This is a genomic window from Verrucomicrobiales bacterium, assembly GCA_016793885.1.
GTDB lineage: Bacteria > Verrucomicrobiota > Verrucomicrobiia > Limisphaerales > UBA11320 > UBA11320.
The window spans coordinates 256,877-281,724 of sequence record JAEUHE010000042.1; the positions used below are offsets into that span (position 1 = coordinate 256,877).

11 protein-coding genes are annotated in these 24,848 nt (G+C 58.7%); 10 read left to right on the forward strand and 1 reads right to left on the reverse strand.

Annotation, left to right across the window (positions count from 1 at the left end):
- Window positions 1-88 precede the first annotated feature (88 nt).
- The 8 genes from JNN07_06000 (at window position 89) to JNN07_06035 (ending at window position 16,776) form a co-directional block, all read left to right on the forward strand.
- Window positions 89-2,455, forward strand: a complete 2,367-nt coding sequence (locus tag JNN07_06000; GenBank protein MBL9167274.1) for a sulfatase-like hydrolase/transferase — start codon at window positions 89-91, stop codon at window positions 2,453-2,455.
- Window positions 2,456-2,549: 94 nt separating this feature from the next.
- Complete coding sequence (locus JNN07_06005; protein MBL9167275.1) at window positions 2,550-4,307, forward strand: ABC transporter permease subunit; 1,758 nt, start codon at window positions 2,550-2,552, stop codon at window positions 4,305-4,307.
- Window positions 4,308-4,790: 483 nt separating this feature from the next.
- Window positions 4,791-8,996: an immunoglobulin domain-containing protein gene (locus JNN07_06010; protein MBL9167276.1), complete on the forward strand. Its 4,206-nt coding sequence runs from the start codon at window positions 4,791-4,793 to the stop codon at window positions 8,994-8,996.
- 42 nt (window positions 8,997-9,038) lie between these two features.
- Window positions 9,039-10,211: a hypothetical protein gene (locus JNN07_06015; GenBank protein MBL9167277.1), complete on the forward strand. Its 1,173-nt coding sequence runs from the start codon at window positions 9,039-9,041 to the stop codon at window positions 10,209-10,211.
- A gap of 3 nt (window positions 10,212-10,214) precedes the next feature.
- Window positions 10,215-10,877: a hypothetical protein gene (locus tag JNN07_06020; protein ID MBL9167278.1), complete on the forward strand. Its 663-nt coding sequence runs from the start codon at window positions 10,215-10,217 to the stop codon at window positions 10,875-10,877.
- A 96-nt stretch (window positions 10,878-10,973) separates the two neighbouring features.
- The gene (locus tag JNN07_06025) at window positions 10,974-12,548 is read left to right on the forward strand and encodes a sulfatase (protein MBL9167279.1); all 1,575 of its coding nucleotides are present in this window, start codon (window positions 10,974-10,976) and stop codon (window positions 12,546-12,548) included.
- Window positions 12,549-12,559: 11 nt separating this feature from the next.
- The gene (locus JNN07_06030; GenBank protein ID MBL9167280.1) at window positions 12,560-14,620 is read left to right on the forward strand and encodes an alkaline phosphatase family protein; all 2,061 of its coding nucleotides are present in this window, start codon (window positions 12,560-12,562) and stop codon (window positions 14,618-14,620) included.
- Window positions 14,621-14,667: 47 nt separating this feature from the next.
- A complete protein-coding gene (locus JNN07_06035; GenBank protein ID MBL9167281.1) occupies window positions 14,668-16,776 on the forward strand; it encodes a hypothetical protein in 2,109 nt (702 codons plus the stop codon).
- A gap of 27 nt (window positions 16,777-16,803) precedes the next feature.
- Here the strand turns inward: JNN07_06035 and JNN07_06040 are convergent, their stop codons facing one another.
- Complete coding sequence (locus JNN07_06040) at window positions 16,804-17,982, reverse strand: hypothetical protein (protein ID MBL9167282.1); 1,179 nt, start codon at window positions 17,980-17,982, stop codon at window positions 16,804-16,806.
- Between the two features lie 344 nt (window positions 17,983-18,326).
- Between JNN07_06040 and JNN07_06045 the strand changes: the two genes are divergently transcribed.
- A complete protein-coding gene (locus tag JNN07_06045) occupies window positions 18,327-21,632 on the forward strand; it encodes a tyrosinase family protein (protein MBL9167283.1) in 3,306 nt (1,101 codons plus the stop codon).
- A 261-nt stretch (window positions 21,633-21,893) separates the two neighbouring features.
- Window positions 21,894-24,770 carry a hypothetical protein gene (locus tag JNN07_06050; protein ID MBL9167284.1) on the forward strand — a complete coding sequence of 959 codons (2,877 nt, stop codon included), beginning with the start codon at window positions 21,894-21,896 and terminating at the stop codon, window positions 24,768-24,770.
- The last annotated feature ends 78 nt before the right edge of the window (window positions 24,771-24,848 follow it).

The following is a 24,848-nucleotide window of genomic DNA, read 5'->3' on the forward strand; positions in this document are numbered from 1 at the left end:
CGGTGCCCCACCCGGGCTTTGGTGTGATTTCCGGCAGGCTTGGCTTTTTGCTCTCGCCTAAACTTCCAACGTTTCTTAATTCTCGCCCATGAAAAGCCTGATGGCTGCTGTGTTCGCGGCGCTGATGTCCATACGACTGGGCTGGGCGGCTGTGCCGCCTCAACCGGCTGCCACACGAGCCAACATTGTGTGGATCCTGGTCGATGACATGTCCCCGCATTTGTCATGCTACGGAGAGACCAGCATTCGTACACCTCATCTTGATCAGATGGCGACGGAAGGGACCCGTTTTCAGCATGCGTTCGTGACGGCTCCTATTTGCTCGATCAGCCGGTCGGCGTTGATGACCGGATGCTATCAGACCACGATCGGATGCCAGAATCATCGTAGTGGCTCGGAGCGTTTTCCTATCCACTTGCCTCCCGGATTGAAACCAGTTCCCCAACTCCTGCGGGAGGCGGGGTATCACGCCTCTAATCTGTCCTTCCAAGATTTTATGAAGCCAGGTGGCAGCGTGGGGATTGCCAAGACCGACTATAATTTCGTTTGGGATCGTGGTGCGACCTATGACACCAACCACTGGACCGACCGGAAGCCCGCCACGCCGTTTTTCGTTCAGATTCAGCTGGCGGGAGGCAAGTATCGGGGGCAGGTTCCCCGACCGGAATGGCCGGCGAAAGTGAAAGCGACGCTAGGATCGGTCACCCGCGCTGAAGACGTTCGACTGCCCCCCTGGCTGCCCGATGACCCCATCGTGCGCGAGGATTGGGCGCAGTATTTGGATACCGTACGGTGCACGGACTGGGAGGTGGGGCAGATTATGGAGCGGCTGCGGAAGGTCGGGGAGCTGGAGCGCACCGTGGTGTTCTTCTGGACCGACCATGGAATTAGCCATGTGCGCGCGAAGCAGTTCCTTTATGATGCGGGGATTCGAGTGCCCTTACTGGTGCGTGGACCTGGTGTCTTGGCCGGTTCGGTTCGCGGAGAGCTGGTCGAGCACATTGACATCGCTGCCACCACCCTGGCGTTGGCGGGCGTTCCTCGACCGGCTGGCATGCAGGCCCACAATCTTTTCGCGTCCAACCCCGAGGCCAGGCCATTTGTCTTTGCGGCCCGTGACCGGGCTGATGAGACCGTGGACCGCATCCGATCCGTTCGGAGCGTTCACTACAAATACATCCGTAATTTCTATCCCTCACGGCCTTATCTCCAGCCCAACCGCTACAAGGACGAGAAAGCAATTGTCCAGGCGATGCGCCGTCTTCACGCCGAGAACCGACTCAATGCCCAGCAGTCCTTGATCATGGCCGAAACGCGTCTCGAGGAAGAGTTGTATGATCTCCAGACAGACCCCGACGAACTTCGCAATTTGGCCGAGGATCCTCGACATCAGCCGGGGTTGCGACAGCATCGACGCGCTCTGGAGGAATGGATGCTCCGCACCGACGATCGGGGTCGGGAGGTGGAGTCGGAGGCAGTTTACCTCGATGCGATTTACGACCAACGTCCAGAGGGAGGACGTGGAGCAACGAATGCCACGTTCCAACGCAATGTGGAACTCATGCGCCAATGGACTCGGGAGAAGCCCATGCGCCCGGAACTGCGGAAAAGCGAGGTGGCCGGAACTTGGTCATTTCTTACCAACGAGCTGGTGGTGATCGGTGTCGATACGAGCCGCGGATCGGGCATCGGCTATTTTGCGCGACGGGATACGGGCCGGAATGTGCTGAACCACTTCGATACGGGTCGGTTTGTTCAACAGTCCTACTACGGCGATGCCGACGGATCGACCTGGGGCCGTCAGCCTTGGCGCTACAATCCGGTGCAGGGAGGCGGTTACCGACAGGAGTGGCCTGCGGAGACTTTAACCTCGACCCAGGCGAAGGACGAACTCTACGCGCGAGTGAGGCCGCGACATTGGGGTACGGGTAAGCCGTTGCCGGAGGTTCTGATGGAGCAGTGGATTCGATTGGAGGGCGAGGTAGCGCGCATTCGATTTCGCATGAGCTACTCAGGGGAGGATCATGCCGAGGTGCGCGACCAAGAAATGCCCGCGGTGTTTGCGGACTTCGCCTTGGACGAATTGGTAACTTACCAAGGGAGCCAGCCCTGGCAGCGTGGCTCCATGAAGCGCCTCGCCGTGGTGGCGTCGGATCCTCCACGCAATGAATACTTGCGTCGGGATGAGGAATGGGCTGCGTGGGTGGAGAAGGGCTCGCAGTGGGGGCTGGGAGTTTATACTCCCGGTTCCTCGGGCATGACCTACTATCGTTACGGAGGTGGGAAGCAGGACGGCCCCAATGGTTCGAGGTGTTCTTACTTCGCTCCCCTGAGAAAGTTTAGACTCACCAAAGGCCTGGTGGTGGATTATGAGTTGTACCTCACCATTGGGTCGGTGGATCAGATTCGTTCCACCTTCGAACATCGGCATGCCTCACTGCCGAAGGTGCCTTGAACCTGTCCCGTGACGGCCTTTTGGCTATGGAGTAACGTTGGTTCTCTTGGTTTCGGCATTGCCTGCTTTGACATCAAGGCTTCTACTGGGGGCAGTGACTGCCTTACCGATCCTGGAGCGAGAATTGCGCGTCGCGGCCCGACGTCGGAGCAGCTTCATCGCGCGCTGGGTAAGCGCCTTGGCAGCTGTGGTGGTCGGAGGGGCATGGGTTCTGTTGAATGAGGCTGGGCCCATGTTGGCAGCGCTCGGTCCGGTGGGAAGTTCTCTCTTTCAAGTGCTTGGCTGGTTGACGTTTGGTACCTGCCTTTCTGCCGGCGTGTTCCTGACGGCCGATTGCATCAGCGAGGAGAAACGGGAGGGCACGCTGGGCCTTCTGTTCCTGACCGACTTGAAGGGCTTGGACGTCGTTGCGGGCAAGCTCTTGGCGACCTCGTTGCAAGGCACTTATGGATTGATCGCGGTGCTCCCGATACTCGCGGTTCCCATGATTCTCGGGGGAGTTGGCGTTTCGCAGTTCGTCCTAACTTGCGTCGTGCTTCTGACCACTCTGTTGCTCTCCTTGGCGTGTGGCCTTCTGGTGTCGACATTCGTTCGTCAATCTCAGGCAGCCATGGGGGGAACCCTGGCGCTGGTGGTCACACTCAATTTGGGAGGACTTGGCTTCGATGCCGTCACTCAGTGGTTGTGGGGTGCGTCCTCCGCCCCGATCGCCAGCCTCACCAGCCCGGCCTTCCTTTTCAATTTGGCCTCCAACGGGATCACAACCCCGTTCTGGGTCTCCTGGGCGTTCCACTCCGGACTGAGCATCGTGTTCTTTGTTTGGGCCTGCCGAAGAGTTTCAAATCGGTGGGGGCGCGCCTCTGAATCCGAGGCTCTGATTAGCCGTGTCACCAGCACGCCTGCCGGAGCGGCTCCCATCCGGAGTCCGATCCAAGAATTGGATCCTGTGGAATGGCTGACGAGACCCGGATGCAGGGAAATGCGGCTGTTGTGGCTGGCGCTGAGCCTCTATGGAGCGGCCATACTCGCGTTTTTGGTCTGGTGGCTCGCCACCGGTATTTCTTGGGGAAAAACGGCGTTAGATTGGGGCGAGTCATTGTTAGCTTGGGTCGTGTATGGGTGGGTGACATCCGTTGCGACGCGCGTTTTCGTGGAGGCCCGGCGAAGCGGTCTCCTCGAGTTAATGGTGACCACCCCCCTCACGGTACGCGAGATGTGGCAGGGCCCCTGCCGAGTTTGGCTGCGGCGACTCAGCGCACCACTGCTCGCTTGGACATCGCTGAGTCTTCTCCTCGCCTTGAGCACCATCGATTTGCAGTTCATGGTTTCGGGACTTGCCACGACCGCTCCACCCCCCACCGCAACGACCAATCCAGCGGTTGTTCCAACCCCCTCTAAGGTCGTCGTCACGACGTCCACTTCTAACTCCGCGGCTGGACCAACCGTAACAGTGACGCGACCGTCCGCCGACGAGATGGCGCTGTTCCGATGGCTTGTGCCCTTCCAGGCTATGGGCGGCTGGATCGTCTTCTTCACCAATCTGGTGGCGCTTTTCGTGAGTGGCCTTTGGTTCGGACTCACGACGACCAAGCATCCGATGGCGGTTGCCAAGACCTTCGTATTCGTTCTGGTGATTCCTTGGATCGGGATCGGCTTTCTCACCATGCTGTTCACCTTGATGGGGGCTTTCAGTATGGTAAGCAATGGTTCTGTTTCGGTGGCATGGATGCCCTTTGTGATGCTCGCGGTGTGGAATGGCGCTCAGGTCGCGAAAAATGTGGTTTTCTTTCTCTGGTTTCGAGGGAATCTGGCCGCCCAATTTCGAGAGCGAGCCGTGGAAGCCCGGAAGTAGAGAAACTTTGGGGGGATGGTAATCGGCAGGGATCCTTCAAATCCCGCAGGCAGGGGTTGATCGAGAACTACAGCTGCTCCTGTTCATGACCGTCCTTGGTGTTCTAACGTTTTCCCCGGCCGGAATGGGACTGGGCCCGAGTTTTGAAACGCAAAGGACGCAAAGGACGCGATGAGGAACCAGAAGAAAAACAAAACCAGAAATGGGTGACATTTTCGTTGCGAGCCTCGTCCGAAAACGATCACCTCCCGGCTCTAGGAGACCAGAATTCAAGGTTTACTTTACCGCCTGGATCAGGCTACATTTTGCCAATTCTCATTTCAGTCGATGCATCTCGGGGGGGCTTGTGTGGTGAATCGCGAGGGACTGATCCGTTCAGATCAGACGCACCAGCGATCCCTGAACCGGAGTTGAGCGACACCTGGGACAGGTTCGTCCGGTGTTTAGTCTGTATTGAACCTACATTCAACATTGCCTGACCTTGTGAAACCGACGCTTCCTCTAGTTGCTTGCCTGGTGCTCGTCGTCACTGGCTGGCTGGTGCCGCTGGCTCCCGCGAGAGCTGCCACTGTTCCATCGGCCCCTCCCGTCCTTCCCGTGCTCCCAGGCGCGGTCGATCCCTCTACGTTGGCCAACCCGCCGAATCCCAACGATGTGGTGCGCGTGATCCGGACGCTGGAGGATGGCAAGATCATGGTGGTCGGCCAATTCACCGAGATCGGCGGCAATAATTCGTGGCGGCTGGCCCGTCTCAATGCCGATCTGAGCTATGACCTCACTTTCCAAGCCGGTCCCGGCGCCGACGGGGTGATCTACAGCCTGGCCTTGCAAGACGATGGAATGATCCTGATCGGGGGCGAGTTCATGACCTACAACGGCGTGACGCGTCCACGGCTCGCCCGCCTGAACGCCGACGGCTCGCTGGATGAGTCTTTCCGAGCCGATGACACGCTCCCCGCGATGGACGGTGCTATCTGGTCCATTGCAGTCCAGCCTGACGGGCAGATTCTCATCGGTGGTGATTTCAACGCCGTGGATGGATTATCCTATGGCAAGCTGGCACGGCTAGCCTCCACGGGCGAACTCGATACCAGCTTCGGCACCGAAGGGGCAGGGATCAATGGAACGGTGCGATCCATCGTCATCCGCACCCCCGACCTTATCTATGTGGGGGGAAGTTTCTCAGCTTATCAGAATGTGTCCGCCAACAATCTGATCGCACTGGACGGGGCGGGAGGTCTCAATCCTGTTTTCGAAACAGGATTTGGCCCGGTAGGGCAGGTCAACACTTTAGCGCTTCAACCCGATGGTCGGCTCCTGGTGGGCGGTTTCTTCGAGAGATACGTCAGCCGGGACGGCAATAAGGCTGTCTCTCACCTGGTTCGCGTGCTTCCTAACGGAGCGATGGACCCCTTCTTCGATCCGGGCAAGGGCCCCGACCAGGCCATTACGAGCATCGCCATCCAACCCGACGGACGCCTTTTGGTCGGCGGTGGATTTACAAGTTTTGATCAGCAAAATCGCTTGCGACTCGTTCGCCTTCTGCCGGAGGGCGCGATCGATCCGCTCTTCGACCCTGATCTTGCTTTTGACTCCTGGATCGAGACGATCGCGCTCGACGCTGAAGGGCGGATCTTGGTCGGAGGAGACTTCCAGTATGTGAAATCCACCCGCGTGGCACGATTCGCCAGACTTGTAGGTGGGGACCCCGCACCGTTTGCCCCGGTGATAATCGCCGATCCAGCCGGAGTCAGGGTTTTCGAGGGGGATCATGTGCGACTCTCGGTCAGGGTTCTGGGTGCCCCGTTTCCCACTCTCCAGTGGTTCCATGGAGATCAACCCATCGCCGGTGCTGACTCCAGCGAGCTTCAAGTCTTCAACGTCAAGGCTTCGGACGCGGGCTCCTATTGGGTGTCCGCCGTCAATGTGCTCGGATCTGTGCGAAGCGCCTCGGCCCAGTTGACCGTCTATCCTTCTCCGACGGATTTCGGCTCGCCGGACGTCGGATTCTACGGAGGGAGCGGACCTGATCAACCGGTGTTTACCATGCTCCCCGATGGTCCTGGAAAATGTTATGTTGGTGGCAATTTCTTGACCTTTGACGGTACTTCCACCCCGGGCATCGCGCGACTTACCGAGAGTGGTGCTCTGGATTCCACCTTTCTGTCTCCCTTCGGCAATCCAGGAGGTCAGCCCCCACCCCAGGTTTACAGCATCGTTCGGGATCGGGTGGGGAGAGTTCTGATCGGTGGCCTCTTTCCGATTCGAGATTTGGGCTACTTTCAACTGATTCGCGCCAATTCCGATGGAACTTTGGATCCAACGTTCACTCTGACTTCGTCCGGTTTGGGTGGAGTGGTTTCGGCGATTGCCGAGCAGGCCGACGGGAAGCTTCTCGCGGTGATTGGTCAAGCTCCTTCGTCCGTGGGGTTTGTTCAATACACTTCCATTCGACGGTTCTTTGCCAACGGCACCCTCGATGCTAATTACCTGCCCGAGTCGAGAGGCTCGCTTCCGCAGCCGATTCTAGGCTTGGCTCTTCAGGCTGACGGCAAAGCTGTTGCGGTCGGAGGTAGAGCCTCCAGAACCGCGATCCCCAACAACTTAAACATCGTCAGGCTCCTGCCCGACGGTAGTCCCGATCCTTCCTTTAGAGTCGGTTCCGCGGCCAACAGCACCATCAGCGCCGTTGCTCTCCAATCCGACGGTCGAATCCTAATCGCTGGTGCTTTCACGCGTTTCAACGGGCGCCCGCAACCTCGCCTCGCTCGCCTGAACGTGGATGGATCTCTTGACCCATCGTTTCAAGTTGGATTCGGACCGGATAACAACGTTGATAGCCTCCACCTGCTTCGTGATGGGCGGTTTTACGCCGCTGGTCAGTTTACATCTGTCGATGGCATTCCGCGTACGCGTGTCGCTCGATTCAACCCCAACGGGAGTCTTGATCTGAGCTTCGATCCCTTGGCTGGCCCCAATGACCGCGTCCGTGTGGTCGCTCACAATGGGGCTGACTCTGTTTGGATTGGCGGACAGTTCTCGACTGTTAATGACCTTCCTCGTCCACGGCTGGCCCGTTTGCATGACGGCGACCCCTTTCCCCTGAGGCCCTCCATACTCTACCAGCCTTACAGTGATCCTGTTTTTGTAGGCATGGATGTTTCCCTCAGCGTGGTGGCCGAGTCCTGGCCAGTTCCCTCGTACGAATGGCGTAGGGGGCCGAGTCCCCTCGCGGGCGAAACCAACTGGGTGCTCTCGTTCCGCAATATCCAGCAAAACCAACAAGGTGCTTACTCGGTGGGGCTCAGCAGCCCGCTTGGTAAAGTCGACAGCGTGGATGTCGAGTTGATCGTCAACCCGGCCCCGGTTAACGCTGGCGCCACGGACCTTTCCTTCTACACCGGCGCGGGACCTAACGATCAAGTTCGATCCATCGTGGTTCTCCCGAATGGCGGGACTCTCATCGGTGGACGGTTCAGTGAAGTGGATGGCATTCAACGGAATGCCTTAGCCAAGCTCCAACCCGATGGGTCAGTAGACCTGGATTTTGACACGAGCCAGGGACCTCAGGGACACATCAATGTGCTCCTACCTGCCGCGGATGGCAAATGGATCGCCGGGGGCGATCTGCGCAGCACCAATTCGGTGCGTTACACTCCTTTGGTACGCTTTCTAGCCAATGGCCTCCGTGACACAACCTTCAACCCTCCGGTCTTCAATCAGGATGCCTCGGCTCAGGTGTTTGGAATCATTCCCCAGAACGATCGCAAACTGCTGGTCTTTGGTAGCTTCTATCTCGTTGACGGCGTCAACCGATTCAGCCTGATGCGGATGAGCGTCGATGGCACTCTCGACACGCTTTACCGTCCCTTACTCCCGGGACCCTCTGGGTCCATCCACGCCGTCGCGGTTCTTCCGGACGATCGATCGCTCATCGGTGGTAATTTTACGGGCTTCGATGGGCGTCCCAAACCTTTTCTCGTCCGACTTGACTCCGAAGGAAACCTCGATGCGTCATTTAACCCCACCTTGAATGGGGAGGTTCGTTGTATCCACGTGCAGCCTGACGGTCGCATCCTGATTGTCGGCGCGTTCCAAATCGTCGATGGCCAATCGCGTGTGCGTCTTGCACGCCTTCTGCCTGATGGCCGCCTGGATCGGTCATTCGATCCGTCGACCGGCCCCAATAACCTCGTCTATTCGCTGCTCGTTCAATCGGATCAGAAGGTCATCATTGGGGGAGCCTTCACGGCCGTGAACGATACCCCTCGATACCGGATCGCTCGGTTGCTTGCGAATGGGTCATTGGATCGGCAGTTCGATCCAGGGGAAGGGATTCAGAACGGATCCGCCTACCTGGATGAATACGGCGCGCCTGTTGACTTGACGGCTGTCCACGCCGTGGGGCAGCAAGTCGACGGGCAGATCCTCGCGGGGGGCGAGTTCACCCGAGCGGGCAAGCTGCCCCGCAACTTCGTCGTTCGCCTGAATGACCGGGAACGTCTCCCGCTTCTTCAATGGAACATAGCCGGGGACTTGCTGAACAGTTTGGAGCTGCGTTGGGACAACGGTATTCTTCAGGCGGCGCCGGAAGTTGAGGGGCCATGGTCCGATCTCCGGAACGCCACCAGTCCGCAGATCATTAATGCCAGCGATGGTAATCGCTATTTCCGACTCCGCCTACGCTAAACGGCCGCCACCCTCCTGCTGCGGCCTTACCCTACAATTCGCATGCTCCCGCTAACGCGCTCGGATGGAAGCCTAAAGATCTCATTCCTCCTTGTCGTTGCGGGGGCTGGACTTTCCCTGGTCCGCCCGCAGGCAATCTACGCCGTATCCGATTCTTGGATCGGCCTCAACAGAGGTCTCTCCTCCAGCAATAGGTTGGTCAACCCGGGCAAGGTGGACGTTCTGTATAAGCATGTTCAAGACGAAGAACGCTACAATGTCTTCGGCTGGACACCTCTTTTCAAGGGCGGTTATGGCCGACTAGATCCAGATCAAGGCTCGAGCACCGACTATGGAGGAGGATACCTGCGCCCGCTGGCCACGCAACCCACGTACGGAGATCTCATCATGGGGGGGCTGTGGGCGAACTCGACTCAACGCACCGACTGGGAGTTTCAGGGTGAATATCGGCTGCCCGCCGGACTTGGATTCGGCGGCGGCCTGGTCGATGTCCAGCCCGGCAACAACATCACTTTCGGCAAGATGTCCTATCGCGGCAAGCTGGGGCGCTGGAGCTATATCGGCGAGGCTCAGTGGCAGGATGTGGAAGGGGAAGGCTCACCCGGCGGCTATGCTGCCGTTTACGACTCCAACTGGATGTTCGTGGGCGGCTCTGACGGGGAACAGTGGCGCACCACCGTCGGTTATGTGGCGCCTGACACCTTCGAGCGCATCCGCCCGTCGGCTGAGCTGTTGTATGTTGACAACACGATGGGTAGGTTGGCCGGACCGCGCAGCTTCTTCGCCAATGTGACCTTGCGGTATGAAGGCGGTTTCTTGAGCCACCCGGCTCGATTGGGCCGGGCGATGGGGCCCCAGGGCCTCGAATATGGAAATCCCCTCGGATTCCTCATCCCTACATGGAACAGGCGTCTCGAGGTTTGGGAGCTGGGCGGCCTTGCTGACTTTCGTGCGGAACGCATCCGTTCACCCCGTGGTTTGATTACCGAACGCTACGAAGGGCTGCTCTTTCCTGGGCAGATCCACACTGCTCCTGGCTGGATTGGATCCCTTTTTATCGGGGTCTCCTATTCCCGGAGTTCGGCTCGCGAAACGGCGGGCATCCTGGGAGGCTGGGCGGGGCGTCTGGGATTTTTGAGAACTTCACTCGGAGTCGATCATGAGTTGGACCCGGCGCGGACTTCCGTCACCGTTGGCATTGTTGATGTGTTTTGAAATATGCGGCATCTCCTAGCCAAGAACCTTCTCCGGCAGACTTTCACAGTCGGCGTTCTCATGGTGTTCACCCAAGGCTGCGCTTACCTCAAGCCTCGTGGCGCCGATACCAGCGGAGGTTCGCCTGCTGCCGCTTCTCCTGCCTGGTTGGGTTCACTCCGGGGCTCTGCCCTTGATGGCTTTCAGCTCAGTGAACAGCTCGAACGCCGTGGAACCTCGTTGATCACTGCCACCAATCTTGCAGGCGATATCCTCAAGTTGGAGCGAATTCCCGGCCTGGATGCGGATTCGGCCAGCCGGCTTATTGGCGATGGCGTCATGAGTCTGGAGGCTCTGTATGCGAACGCGCTTTCTCCCTATCCGGGCGACCTTTCCAATCGAGTCATCACCGACGATGGCTTTCACCCCCGGCGTGCCGCCGGCCCTCGGGAACCCTGGTTCGTCTTGTTCGCCAACGATCGATTCGGATTCGGGGTGAGCACTCCAGAACAAGTGAAATACAAAGCACTGTTGGGGTGGGTTCACAGCGATTCCAGCGAGGAGCTTTTTAAGATCCGACTGTACGTCCCTGCGAATCGCAAGGACGCCGAGCTGCGCCGGTGGGTGAAAGGCATTGGCGCCGGTAGCCGAGGCGCGATCGGTCAGCGTGAGGGCTTGATTCAGTGAGCTAGGCAACGTGAGAACATCCGCCCGGCTTGTCTTTTTCTTGATCGCTCTTAGATTTAGGTGTTCATCCAACTGCCAAACCAATTGATCGCTCCCATGTCGACACGACTCGAATCACCACCGCGGGTAGACAGTGCACGGCCTCGGGGGCAGCTCTCCTACCCCAGCCAGCCTAGGGCCTTGGCTCTGCTGCAGCCATCGATCTTGTGGCTAGGGGTTCTAACTCTCTGCGCTGCCGACTCGATTCCGACAGCGGCACCCGGTCCGAAGTTTAACATCGTCTTGATTTCAGCGACCAACACGCGAGCGGATCACCTGGGTGTCTACGGATACGCACGCCCCACATCCCCCCACTTGGATGCCTTCGCGCGCCAGGGGATCGTCATGCGGCAGGCCTTCACTCACGCCAGTTGGACTCTACCCGTCGCCGTTTCGCTGTTCACTTCCCAGTACCCTTTCACCCACGGGCTGATGAATCGTGATGAAAACCCGGTGCTACCGCCTTCCGTCCCGACCTTCGTGGATGTCTTGAAGGCGGCCGGTTACACAACCGCCGCATTCGTCGGGGATCGAGACTACAGCATTCGATACGGACATACCGCGCGTTTTGATACGGTCTTTGATGCGGTTACCGATCATGAACAACAGGACTGGAAAACCTACGGGGTCTTCGGCCAAACGCTCCCTCCTGCGCGCAAATGGCTGGAAGCGAATCATCAGTCCCCCTTTTGCTTGCTCATCCAGGGTTACGATACCCATTGTCCGTTTGCCAGCCCAGCGGAACACAAACAGTTCGATTCCAGTTACCGAGGCGATATCGACTTCACCCAGTGCTATTGGACTTTCGAACCTACGAAGCCGATCCGCAAACGCAGCCCGTCGGGACTCTATCAGGACGTCTATGTTCTCAAATCCAAACCTGGGAAGGCGGCCGGAGAGGATTATGAGGTCATGTTTTACCCTGAGGACGTCCGACACATGATCGCCCTGTACGATGGCGAGATCGCCAATGTAGATCGCATGCTGGGTGGCCTCTTTGACGATCTTGAGCGTCTCGGCCTCGCTAAAAATACTATCGTGGTGTTCTACTCTGATCATGGCGATATGTTTGGGAAGCATGGCCGCTTTATGCGGGGTGGCCCTCTCCGTGGAACCTTCTACGACGATGTTCTCCACATCCCCCTTCTGATTCGCCATCCTTCCTTGCCGTCTCGATCGGTCGATGTTCCGGTTGAGGTGGTCGACATCGCTCCGACGCTGCTTGAGTTGCTGAAGCTCCCATCCCCAGCCACGTTCGTTGGACGCTCATTCGCCGCCGCACTGGAAGGGAGGACTTCGCCGCAGGAGAATTCCACGGTGTTTGCTGGCTCGGCATTCACCCCTGCCAAGAATAACCAGTTCTTTAAATACCCTTCCACCATCATGTCGGCGCGGAATTCCAAGTGGAAATTGATCGTCGAGCGCGTCACCTACCCGGATGGCACCCGGGATTCGGTTGAATTGTATGAACTGGAGCGGGATCCAGAGGAATTGAAGAGCGTGGCGCTGCAGCATCCCGAGAAAGTGCGAGAGATGCGCGCCCAGCTGCTCCACTGGCTCCGGCGCATCAACGCCCAACCCCAGCTCAAAGACTGGAGCGACACCCCCGCGCCTTTGCCCGCCAAAGGCTGACCCCTCATCTCATGACTCGCGCCCACTCCTTCCGTCAATTCAGAGCCGATAGGGTTCTGCTTGCGATCCTCCTTTTGACCGCCCAGAGGTGCCTTCCGGCAGAATCCTTGGCCTCACCCTCCGCCCCATCCAAGTCGACATTGCCCGCCAAGCTCTATTGGTTTATTCCCGACGGCATGCGGGCCGACCCGGGTGTGTTTGACGTTTATCGTTGGGCTTCCGAGGGCAAAATGCCCAACCTCAAACGTTTGATGAACTCCGGGACCTTCGGCTATTCAAGGCCTGCGTTTCCCGGTCACACTCCCGCAAATTTCGCCACCCTTTTCACGGGAGCCTACCCCGAAGTCAATGGGGTCAACGACGGCCCAATGCACACCCAGGGCAGCCCGCTCAGCCAGATCTCAGTGCCTGGGTTCAGTTCGATCGCGAAAAAGGTCGAGCCATTCTGGTTGACCGTGGAGAAAGCCACCCGGGCCGACATTACTCTCCTCTCCTTGCCCGGATCGACTCCCCCTGAGCTTCGTCATGGGATCACCATCCGCGGTCGCTGGGGTCGCTGGGGGGCGGACTTTCATGCCGTCAACTTTCAAGATGACGCCGACCCCGATTATGCTCAGCACGACCGCACTTCCGCTAAGCTCTTCTATCTGGGCGCGCCCCTCACTCAGCGAATCCGAAAGGAACCCGTATCTCAAGGTTGGTCGGGGATCCTCTCCCATTCACCTAAACTTGAGATCAGCTGCACGGCCTGGGGCAATACTCTCTGGGGATGCATCTCCGACTCTTCCGATGATCAGAAAGTCAATTACGACCGTCTGACACTGTCCTCCGATCGTGCTACCCCACTGTGCACGCTGACCTCTGGTGCGTGGAGCGATTGGTTGCCCGTCACTCTCAAATGGCAGATTCCTAACAGCACCCTTCAGCGCGAGGTTCCCACTTCCGTGCGCATCAAGCTCATTCGCCTCGAACCCAACGGCCTCTTCCGTCTGCGGTTCTTCTACAACAACATCAACCAGTTCCTGACCGAGCCGCCTGAGATCGCTGATGAGCTCACCAAGCAGGTCGGTCCCATGGTCGATTTTGTCGACAACTTTCCCGCTCAGCTCATCTATTACACCGAGGACAAGCAAACCTTCCTTGAAGAGTCCAGGATGTCCATGCAATGGCATCAGACCGCCTCTGAGTTCATCCTCCGACACTACCAGCCCCAGGTTTTCATTCAGAACATCTATACCCCGAACCAGATGCTCTGCAGCCGTTGGTGGATGGGTTACCTCGATCCGAAGAGTCGTCGGTATAACCAGGTCACAGAAGCTCAGCGCGCCCAGCTCTGGAATGAAGTCCAGGAGATGTATCGCGGCCTGGATAGGATACTGGGTCGTTTGCTGGACAAGGCTGAGACTGAAACTAACACCTACGTGGTGCTTAGTTCCGACCACGGTGCCATCCCCCTTGATGTGTCGGTGAAGCTCAACAATCTCTTCGCCAAGAAGGGATGGCTCAAGTTCGTGACGGATCCCAAAACCCAGGAACGCGTCGTGCAGTGGGAGCAAACCAAGGTCATTTACCTGAAGATGCACAATGTGTTCATTCACCCCGACGGACTAAGTGGGAACTGGAAGCGTGGGGCCGGTCCCGCGTACGAGAAGCTCCGTTCCGAGGTGAAACGCGCCCTCCAGGATTTGACCGACGACCAAGGGGTTCAGCCGCTCGTCAAAGTCGCCAACTGGGAGGATGCAGGGGCGTCATTCCGGCTCGACTCCGAGCGTACCGGCGACCTGATCATTGCGAACAGGCCCGGCTACGGCTGGGCCGAGGAAATGACTCCTGACCTTGACGTGTTCTCGACACCGCTGGTTTGCGGATACAAGCAGGCCGTGCTCTCGGCTCAGGAGCCCGGAATGTGGACGCCCTTTGTCATGGCCGGACCCGGAGTTCGCAAAAACCATTCTCTGGGCACTCAGCCCATCGAGGCGGTGGATCAGTATCCAACCCTGTTTCGATGCCTCGGACTTCCCACTCCACCATGGGTTCAGGGCCGGGTCGTCACTGAGGCGTTCGCGCCCTGAGCCGGTGGACGAGCCGCTTCGGAAACCCCTGAATCATCCTGAAGACTATGGATTCTCTTGTCGTCCAAAAATCCTGGCAGAGACAAAGGACTCGGCTCGAGTCCATCAAAGAGGAGACCTTCATGAATCTAAAACTGCAACGCCGTGTAGGCTTATGTCTTATCGGTCTGGCCATTTTCCCCACGATCCTTCATTCCGCAGTGCTGACCCAGTGCGATGAGGTTGCCTTGCGCGCCGCCATCGAACAGGGGGGGCTGATCCAATTCGATTGCGATGGCGTCGTCCCCTTCTCGTCGGTCATTGCCATTTCTAAGCCCGTCACGCTTGACGCCAATGGACACTCGGTCACGTTGAGCGGTCAGAACAAGACACAGCTGTTCATGGTCGGACCTGAGGGCGAACTGACGCTGCGAGGCCTCACGGTATCCGATGGCCACTCCGCCACCAACGGCGGGGCGATCGGGGTGAGTTCAGGCATTCTCGATGTGTATCAATGTCGCTTTCTCACCAATCGCGCTTCCGCTCAAGTGGCCGTGGCATCCAATGGCTTGAAATCCTCTGGCGGGGCCATCTACAACCTTCGCGGAAAGGTCTCCGCGAGTCACTCCCGGTTCATGTATAACACCGCCGATGGCGGAACCGGCGGATCCTCGTTGCCTGGCGGTGATGGTTTGGGCGGAGCCATCTACAGTGAAGCTGGATGGCTCAGCTTGACCAACTGCGATTTCAGTCTCAACAACGCGCGGGGCGGGGCGGGCGGGGATGCAAGCGGGGGATTCTCTCCAGGTTCTGGTGGAGCTGGTGCGGGCGGCTCTGTCTATCTCAACGGCGCACAACTCACTGTCGTGGATTCCGATTTCCTGGGGTGTATCGCCTTCGGCGGTAACGGAGGGTTCGCGTTCTTGTCCAGCGGCAGTGGAGGGTTGGGTCGCGGGGGTGCCATCGCCATGAGCGGCGATTGTAGTGTTCTGATCCAAGGGGCCAATTTGAACGGGAACGTTGCCAATGGCGGAAACTCTGGTCGTGGTGCGTTTGGCGGCGTAGCGCAAGGGGGCGCGGTCTTTTGCGGAGGAGGACAACTTGTGTTGCAAAACAGCAACCTGAAGGACAACGAGGCGTTTCCGGGATATGGGAATCCCCATGGGGGAACCTCGTCCTTCGCTCAGGGTGGCGCTCTGTTCAATACCTCCACTTCCATCGTGACGCGCTGTCTGATTCAAAACAATAAGGTCACCGGTGGGGTAGCCAGTACTCGACCTTCGGGACCTGGTGGAGGCGATGCGGAAGGGGCAGGTATTTACAATGATGAACAGTTGCTCGTGGAGCAGTCCGCCCTGATCGGGAACATAGCCATAGGAGGATCTGGCTCGATACGGGAAGGGTTCGGTTTTCCACCCAACACCGCCCCCGGTGGCGACGGTAGGGGCGCTGGAATCTTTTCGACACAGGGCGAGGCCAAGCTGCTGAATACCACTCTCGCAAACAATACGACCGTTCCAGGGCCTGCCGTCGATGGTGGAAGCTCAGGTATAGAAATCGGCGGTGCCTTCTATACCGACGGAACTGCATCGATTCGTTTCTGCACGATCGCTCGCAATGAATCCACTGGAGGTTCTGTCGTATCGCGAGGCTTTGTGACCCTTGCCAATTCCATCGTGGCATACACCTCGAAGGGTCCGAATCTGGTGGGTAAGTTTGTGGATCTCGGACATAACATTTCATCCGACTCCAGCGGGGGCTTTCAAGGCCCAGGAAGTCGACGGTCGACCAATCCGCTCCTGTTGCCTCTTGGCGATAACGGCGGTTCCACCCCCACGATGGCTCTGGCTGCCGAAAGCCCGGCTGTCGATGCGGCTGTGGATGACAATCCTCCCGCGACGGATCAGCGTGGCGTGGCCCGGCCCGCACTCCGCGGTCTTGACATCGGGGCCTACGAATTGCTCCCTGCCGGCTTCCAGATCACCTCCCTCCGGTTCGATGGCGATCGGGAGATTGTTCTCTCAGGCGCCGGACCCTTGCTGCAGTCCTTTGCCGTGGAGGCCTCGTCGAACTTGCGCGATTGGCAAGAGATTGCCACTGGTCGCGCCGATTCCCTCGGCGATTGGAGTGTGCAAGTGCCAAACACCGCGACGACCACCTTCTATCGGGCAAAATGATCACTCAGCCCCGGGGGGCTCGTCATTTCACTCAATCCGCAGGCGATAGAAGCGTGCCGCACCGGAAGGATTTGAATCGGTCGCCGATTGCACCGCGCCGTTCCCGGTCCGAGTGGCCAACAGACTCCAGGTGACGGACCCCAGCCCGCTTTGGGTTTCCACGTGATACGTGACGCCGGTCATGGTCGGAAACGACAGGTTGATTTCTCCGACGTGGGTCCTTGAGGCAGTCAGGGGAGTGGCGGAAAGCACTCTGAAGTTCGCACCGTTTGTGCTGGCGACGGAGTGAAGGCGCAGACCAGGCTCCAGCAACACATGCTTCACGGCGAGGGTGTGCCCTGCATCCACATCCGCGCCGTCCCTCGATTGAACATGGATATGACCCACCACGGCATACCGATGGTTCGCCACGGGGACGAAGGACGCAGAGCCTGCTTTGCGAATTGGCGTGAGGCGGGAGTTGGCGACATCGGGATAGGGTTCGAGAGGGCCGAAGGAGTCTCTGGCGATATTTGAGCCTTGTTGGAAGACCTCGAAAGCGCCCACCTCCCTAGGCACGTCGTCGGTGTAGTCACTGTCGGGTCGAACGAGTTGATCGATGACGTCGAGATCAAAAATGCGAACGGAACCATAGAGGCGGTACCACCAAGCGTGCAGCCCCTGACGCGTAAAAAGAGGGTTTCCCACCTGTCCGCAAAATCCCGTGGTGCAGGGGGATCCGCTGATGTCCACTTCGAAACTCACCGCCAAGGTGACCGCCGCCGAACCTAGACCGGAGCCGGTGAAGGTCCATTGATCGCTCCAGATGGACTCCGCGATCATGGAGTGGCTTCGTCGGTCGAAGAATTGTCGGTCTTCGGTCTCCCCAAATCCGGTCAGGAATGTCTGAGTCTGGGCGTGATTCTGGCCGAAGTCCGTTTGGGCTTTCGCGGTATAGGGATCCGGCCCTATGACGTCACTATTGGGAGCCACGACCAGCACGCGAGCCAGCTCCCTGTTGGTTTTGGTGCTTGAATCGTTATGGGCTTCGCGAATCTCAGGCTCATCGGGAAGACGAGCATCCCGGCTATAGCCCCCGGCGGCTGCCGAGTAGAGGCCGGGAACCGCGAAGCGGCCATCCCACCACGAGAAATAGACTTTCTCCGCGCGCGCCGAAACGCTGGACGCCATGAGGAGCGACAGCACCATCCATCGATTTGTTGTCATAGGGAACGACGGCTTTTCAAAACAGTACAACCTAGCCAGGGTCCATTCTTACTCCAATTCATCGATTTTGGCTCGCGAATATTACGGGAAAGGTGAAGGGAACGCTCAACTGGAGGGGAAGTCGCGACCGCTCGAGAACTGATATAAGAGATGGTAATTAAATGTATTAAAACCGCTTGACTATTCGCGATTGGGTTCTATATACGAAGGTTAGTTCCACAAACAAAAACGTCTCTTTCCGATCGGTATGCGGCACACCACTGCTGCGGGATCGTTTCGGCGCTGAGCGCTGGGTAGTGCGTGCGCGCTCTGAAGCCTCCACCCTTAACATGGACGTCCATCCTATGAAGATAAAAGCCACCTCCCTCGGTCAGGACACGAGATCCCTGGTTGCCATGATACGTTTGGCGGCTCTCGGTGCTGGAGTTTTCGCCTGCGGTTCGCTGTGGGCACAAAGCGATCTCTACATTCGCGATACCCCGTCCGACACAGGAGCAGAACCCTGCGCCGGGGGGGATATGTACGTGAGCGAGGATATTTGGGTGCGAACGAACCCCGATCCAGCCTGGCAACCTTATCCGTTCAATGCCGCCTCGCCTCCCTGGACCCCGGCCGCTCATCAGAATCCGGAGTATCGAGATCCCAAATACAGCACTCCCAACTACATTTATGTCCGGGTTCGGAACCGAGGTGGAGCAGCGTCCACGGGCAATGAACGACTTCGGGTTTACTGGGCGAAGGCCTCCACCGGCTTGAGTTGGCCAGCCCAGTGGGTGGACTACGCGACAACGATGCCGGGGTGTAATGCCCGTGTCTTTGGCATGGAAATCACCAAGCCGCGCAAGAATGCAGCGACCGCTACCCCGGCTGAACGGGAAGCTTACCGCGATGCCATCATTGCCATCGGCACCACGCCTGCCTATCAGTTCCCGGATCGAAGTTATTGGCACAAACAGGATCAGATTCACGAGTCGGCCCCGGCGGGGATTGCTCACTTTGCCGCGCCCTTCCTTCCCTGGCATCGCGAATATGTCAATCGATACGAACTGCTGCTGCGCGAAGCCAATCCGCTGGTCACGTTGCTGTATTGGGACTGGACCGTCAACCCGTCCGGACCCGGCGGAGGATTCAACTATTTCACCACCACCTTCATGGGTGTCTCCGGAGCTGGAGGAGGCGCCTCCGTGGGCGCGCCCTTTGGTTCCCTGGCAGCTCCGCTGGATGGTGCGATCACCCGAGCTTTCAACTGGGCCGGTGGAGCAATACCGGCGAGCGACGCATCGATCTTGACGCCTGCCTCCTACAGTGGCGCCTCCGGCCTGAGAAATAACATGGAGAGCACGGCCCATGGGCGCGCGCACCTGCGTATCGGAGGTGATCAAAACGGATTCAATGGCGCCGCCGAGGACCCCTGGTTCTTTTTGATTCACGCCGACGCCGACCGCCTGTTCGCCCAATGGCAACGAAGTGACCTCACGGGCGCACGGCTCGATCCGAGTGCCGTTTATGGTGCCGACGGCGGAATCTCCGTGATCAACAACAATCTCCCCCCCTGGGATGGATCCAGCGTGCTGAACAACGATACTTTGGTGAACGCGCCCATTCGTCCCTGGACAGCGGGGGACGGATATATCGTTAATAAGAACGCGAAGCACCGCTCGATCGTGGCACCCCCTATCTATGACGTGGCACCTTTGCGCATTCCCATCTTGGCTCCCGGCCAGGCGGTCGTGCTAGAGATCCCGTGGTATCCTCCAAATCCAGGCGACTATGCTTGTTTCGGGGATCCCGGCCATCACTGCCTCTTGGCTCGCATAGAGACTTCGACGAATGCCCCCTTTGGGATGACCACGGTGGAAGGGCCGGATGTGGGGGTCAATACGTGCAACAACAACAACATCGCTTGGAAGAATCTCACCGTGGTGGACAACTTCCCGGGCGCCATGGCCCTGTCATCGCTTTTGGTTCGCAATATTCACGAAAAATTCAATCTCGCGACCATCCGCTTTCGAAACCTGGGAACCTTCGCTCCCAAGTTCAGCGACTTCGGCCGTCCATTTTTTCAATTGCCTAAGGAAATCTTTGCGCGGTGGCGTCAAGCTGGGGGCGGACTTAAAGGAATCGAGCTGATAGGCGAAAATCGGTTTCAGCTGTTTGGAGATACCGCCGAGATCACGGGTATTCCGATGAACCGGGAGGAGACATTTTCACTCGATCTGCAGTTCGAGCTGGGGCCGAACTATCAGCCGATCGAAGGACGCGACATCGCTTTCGACATCCAGCAATTAGGTTCGCCCGAGGACCCCGATGGCTTCGTGGGAGGAGTTCGGTTCCAAATCGACATCAGCAAGCTTACGTTCGTGAAGCGTGGAGCGGATTGGCGGTATCTCGACGGAGGCCAAATTGCGGACAAGCAATGGACCTCCGCCAAATACGATGACTCCAAATGGGCCCTGCGGCAGGCGGGGCTGGGATACGGAGGCGACCAGACCACGACCATTCGGCCGGTCGGTCGAGGTGAAGGCGGGCTCGCCGCCTACTTCCGCAGGTCCTTCCAGACTCGAGGAGTCGGGATTACGCGCGACACCTGGCTGCGGCTACGGGCAAGCGACGGAGTGGTTGTCTACCTCAATGGACGTGAAGTGATGAGGCGCAATCTGCCTCAAGGAGAGATCTCACCCGAAACTCCGGCTCTGAATGAGGTCACGGGTATCGCGGGCGAGATCTTCCTGCAGATCCCTATCGAGACTGCCCGAACGCTTTTGGTGGAAGGCGAGAATATCATCGCTGCGGAAGTGCATGCGGCGAGCAAAGCGGACACGGACCTCTACTTCGATCTGGAATTCTGCGCCAACCTCGCCGCGCGGTCAGTCCCCCCGGAAGTGCGGATTCGTAGACCTCTCAACGGCGAACGTTTTCTCCCGACTGAAACCATCGGGGTATCGGCCGACGCTATGGACACGGATGGCAAGATCGCGTCGGTCCGATTCACCGTCGACGGCGAGCTGGTCGGGACAGCCACAGCCCCACCGTATCGGACGGAACTCAGTGGATTGAAGATTGGCCGGCATCGGGTGGCTGCCTTCGCCACCGACGACGATGGACTGACGGCTGAGGAGGTGGTCGATGTCATCATCGAACAGAATCTTGCGCCCATCGTGGAATTCTCGACACCGCAACAGTATCAACGTTTTCTGGCAAGCGAGCCCGTTACGTTAGGGGCGAATGCTGAGGATCGTGGGGGAAGTATCGCCCAAGTAGACTTCTTGGTGCGCACGGGCCACGGATTCGCCGTCGAAGACGATTTTAAACTGGTCGGGTCTTCAACGAAGCCACCCTATGGGGTGGAAGTCCGCGGACTCAACCCGGGCCACTACATGGCCATCGCTCGTGCGACCGACAACTCGGGGGTCACCGGCGATGCTCCTTCGCTGCACTTTGAAATCACCGGGCTAGTGGCTCCGGAGCTGCGAATCGTCCCGATGGCCCCTGGACAAGTGATGCTCACTTGGAATTCGCCTGGGGCAGCTCTGGAGTATACCGAGGTGCTCCCTGGCGCTCGGTGGACTACGATTCAAAATGCCGCGAGTCCTCTGCACGAAACCGTGGGCGGTAAGGCACGCTTTTATCGGCTGCGGATTCAACCGTAAAAGCCGCGCGCTGAGCGACTAGGTCTACTCGGTCGGGGATGGTTAACAGCTTATCCCCTCCGCCGTTTTCGTGCTCACGACGGGGGTAAGGATGGAGCCCGAAGCTCGGGTCGTGCGTGGAATGTCACCCGCTTCTAATCACGCCTCAATCCGCCTACCACTACGTGTAGGATGGACAGAGTTCTGCAAGGCTTGGTATTCTTAGCTACCATTTATTCTAAGAATAAACAGTCTCGTCAACGTTCGCGCTGCCGCTTTGCCATGTGGGCTTTTTTTGCGGCGTTCGGACTCTTATCCAGTGGTCGTTCCCTCCTCGGCGACTCCACCCCCGAAATTGTTCTCCAGCGCGGCCACTACGGGGAGGTCGGAGCGGTGGCCTACAGCCCCGATGGACGCATTATCGCGTCAGCGGGCCCGGCGGACGACATCCGCTTGTGGGATCGGGCGACGGGGGATTTGGTACGTGCCTTGCCCGGTCATCCGGAGCGGGTCATGGGATTGGTTTTCAGTCCGGATGGAAAATGGCTCGCGTCCGCGGGCACCGAGGGAACGGTCAAGTTGTGGGATTATGATGCAGGTCGACTGGCACACCTGCTCACCAATCACGTTGGCGATTGGGTGCGCCGGATAGCCTTCAGTCCGGATAGCCGCCTATTGGTGCCAGCCAGCTACGATGGCAAAATGAGCGTCTGGGACGTGGCTAGCGGTGCCGTGTCACGAACTTTATCGACCGATGGTTCCGTGTCCGACGTGGTGTTCACGCCGGATGGAAAGTCCATCGTCACTCTGCTTCGACGTGGAGCTTCGAAATCGGTTGTCTTCTGGGATGCGGCCACCGGGGCTCCCGGGCTGACGCTGGATTCAGGCGTGGTGATGAGCGGAGTCGCGGTGGCGAACGATGGCTCCCGGCTGGCCGCCGGTGGATTGGACGGACTATTGATCGTCTGGGAACTCCCTTCGGGCCGTGTGCTGCATCGGCTGATGGCTCCTGAGAAGGAGCAGATTCTCGATATCGACTTCAGCCCCGATGGGGCGCTGCTGGCGGCTGCCGGGGCCGTCACCAATACCGTGTGGTCCACGGAGACAGGGCGGATGGTCAGCCAACTCCTCGGTCACGAGGACAACACCATGCACATCAATTTTTCTCCCGATGGTCAGGAGATCGCCACGGGTTCCTCGGACTCGAGCATCCGCTTATGGAATGCTCATAACGGGACGATCAAGCGGATCTTTCCGCGTCGTGCCCCGAACACCCCCGTGACCAGCGTGGCGTTCAGCCGGGACGGTCGCTTCGAGGCCATCTCCACGGCCGATGGGCGTGTGCGGACCTGGGACGCCGAGGATGGACGGTTTCTCCATGAGCTGGATGGGCATGAAGAGGCGGTTCAGGTGGTTGTTTTCGGGGAGGACAGTCGTTGGCTCTTCTCGGGCAGCGTCGATCGCACCGTTCGCGTGTGGGATATGCACCGGGGCACGTTGTCGGCGAATAAGGCTGCGTTCGATCGAGTGGATACGATGGGGGCAATTGCCGTGGGAGGAACCGAGAATCTGATGGCGACCGCGCCTGGACCGACCGCCAGCGCCAGTCTCGACTATTCCATCAAGCTTTGGGAATCGCACGATGCGTGGCCCAGACTCGTGCTAACCGGCCATGTCGCCAGCGTCCGCTCGGTGGCGTTTAACCCGGGAGTTGATTTGCTGGCGAGCGCGAGTTTGGACGGCAGCCTGAAACTCTGGAGCACGGCGAGCGGTGACTGTTTGCGCACGGCGACCAACACGGTGCTGCCTGAGGTGGTGGTCTTTTCATCTGAGTCGAGATGGCTTATTGCTGGGATGGCCGATGGCACGTTGCGCGTATTGGATACGAATGCTCTCCTGGTGGCACGCGAATGGCATGCCCATCATCGCCCCGTGCAATCCTTGGCGATCAGCGCCGATGGACGGTTCCTTGCCAGCGCCAGTGCGGATCGAACTGTCGCCTTGTGGGAGTTCGAATCAGGCAGGGAGCTGCGCCGCTTTACCAATGTCACTTCGCATCATCTGCCCCTGGCATTTCATCCCAAACGGCCCGTGTTGGTGTATGCGCCGCGGGATGATTTAGTGATTCACGTAGACATGGATTCCGGGGAAATTCTGTTCCAGCGCGTTCTCTTCGCGAACGGTGAATGGCTGGCCTGGAATCCCGCCAAGGCGTTCCATATGTCATCCCCGCGTGGTGGAGACCGCGCGCGGCTTCGCTTGGCGGGGCAGCTCGCGCCCGTGTATCCGCTGGAGTTGTATCGGTATGAATTGAGCCGTCCGACTGATCTACTCAAGGCACTGGCGGGGCCAGCGCCTGTTTTGGTGCCCAAGGATTTCCGGCTTTGGTGGCATCGCTATCCTCACAAGCGCGCCTGGTTGTATGGCGGTTGCGCATTGGTGCTCATCTGGGTGATCACGCGATTGCGTCGCGGCTGGATCGCTGAGCGCCGACGGCGCTCGCAGGAAGCGCTTTCTCGCCAGCTTCTGGTCTCTCAAGAAGCCGAGCGCAAGCGCATCGCCGCCGAGTTGCACGATAGCCTGGGACAGAACCTCCTGATCATTAAGAATCAGCTGTACCTGGCACAACGGAAAATGCCCGCAGAGTCGGCCCTGCAGTTGGACGAGATCTCCCAATCGGTCTCCCAGTCTCTCACCGAGGTTCGTGAAATCTCCCACAACTTGCGTCCCTATCAGCTGGACCGGCTGGGGCTTACCAAGGCTCTCGAATCCGTGGTTACCAAGGTTGCCGATTCTGGGTCGCTGCGCGTGGAGAGCCAGTTTGCGGACATCGATGGATTGTTCTCGCCGGAGGGAGAGATTAACATCTTCCGGATCGTTCAGGAGAGCTTCAACAACATCCTTAAACACTCAGAGGCAGCCACCGTCAGTTTTTCGATCGCTCGGGTGGCCAACCAGGTGCGCATCCGGATCGACGACGATGGTCGGGGGTTCGATTATCGGCGCGCGACGAGCAACCGAGACGGTGCGCGTGGTTGCGGTTTGGCGAGCCTCAGTGAACGGGTTCGGATACTCCGTGGAAGCTTTCTCTGCGACTCAGCCCCCTCCCAGGGCACTCGGCTGACCTTCGAAATTCCTGTGCCTTCGGAACGAAAGTAGGCTGGCCGAACGTGCTCCCGCGTCGAGACGACGGTATCGCGGTCTCGCTCGAATTTGGCACTGCTCCCCTTCCTGCCT

Bases quoted from the DNA above. Each gene is read 5' to 3' on its own strand.
- JNN07_06050 (MBL9167284.1), top strand. From the start codon at position 21,894: ATGTGGGCTTTTTTTGCGGCGTTCGGACTCTTATCCAGTGGTCGTTCC.
- JNN07_06045 (MBL9167283.1), top strand. From the start codon at position 18,327: ATGAAGATAAAAGCCACCTCCCTCGGTCAGGACACGAGATCCCTGGTT.
- JNN07_06025 (MBL9167279.1), top strand. From the start codon at position 10,974: ATGTCGACACGACTCGAATCACCACCGCGGGTAGACAGTGCACGGCCT.
- JNN07_06015 (MBL9167277.1), top strand. From the start codon at position 9,039: ATGCTCCCGCTAACGCGCTCGGATGGAAGCCTAAAGATCTCATTCCTC.
- JNN07_06000 (MBL9167274.1), top strand. From the start codon at position 89: ATGAAAAGCCTGATGGCTGCTGTGTTCGCGGCGCTGATGTCCATACGA.
- JNN07_06030 (MBL9167280.1), top strand. From the start codon at position 12,560: ATGACTCGCGCCCACTCCTTCCGTCAATTCAGAGCCGATAGGGTTCTG.
- JNN07_06040 (MBL9167282.1), bottom strand. From the start codon at position 17,982: ATGACAACAAATCGATGGATGGTGCTGTCGCTCCTCATGGCGTCCAGC.
- JNN07_06035 (MBL9167281.1), top strand. From the start codon at position 14,668: ATGGATTCTCTTGTCGTCCAAAAATCCTGGCAGAGACAAAGGACTCGG.
- JNN07_06020 (MBL9167278.1), top strand. From the start codon at position 10,215: ATGCGGCATCTCCTAGCCAAGAACCTTCTCCGGCAGACTTTCACAGTC.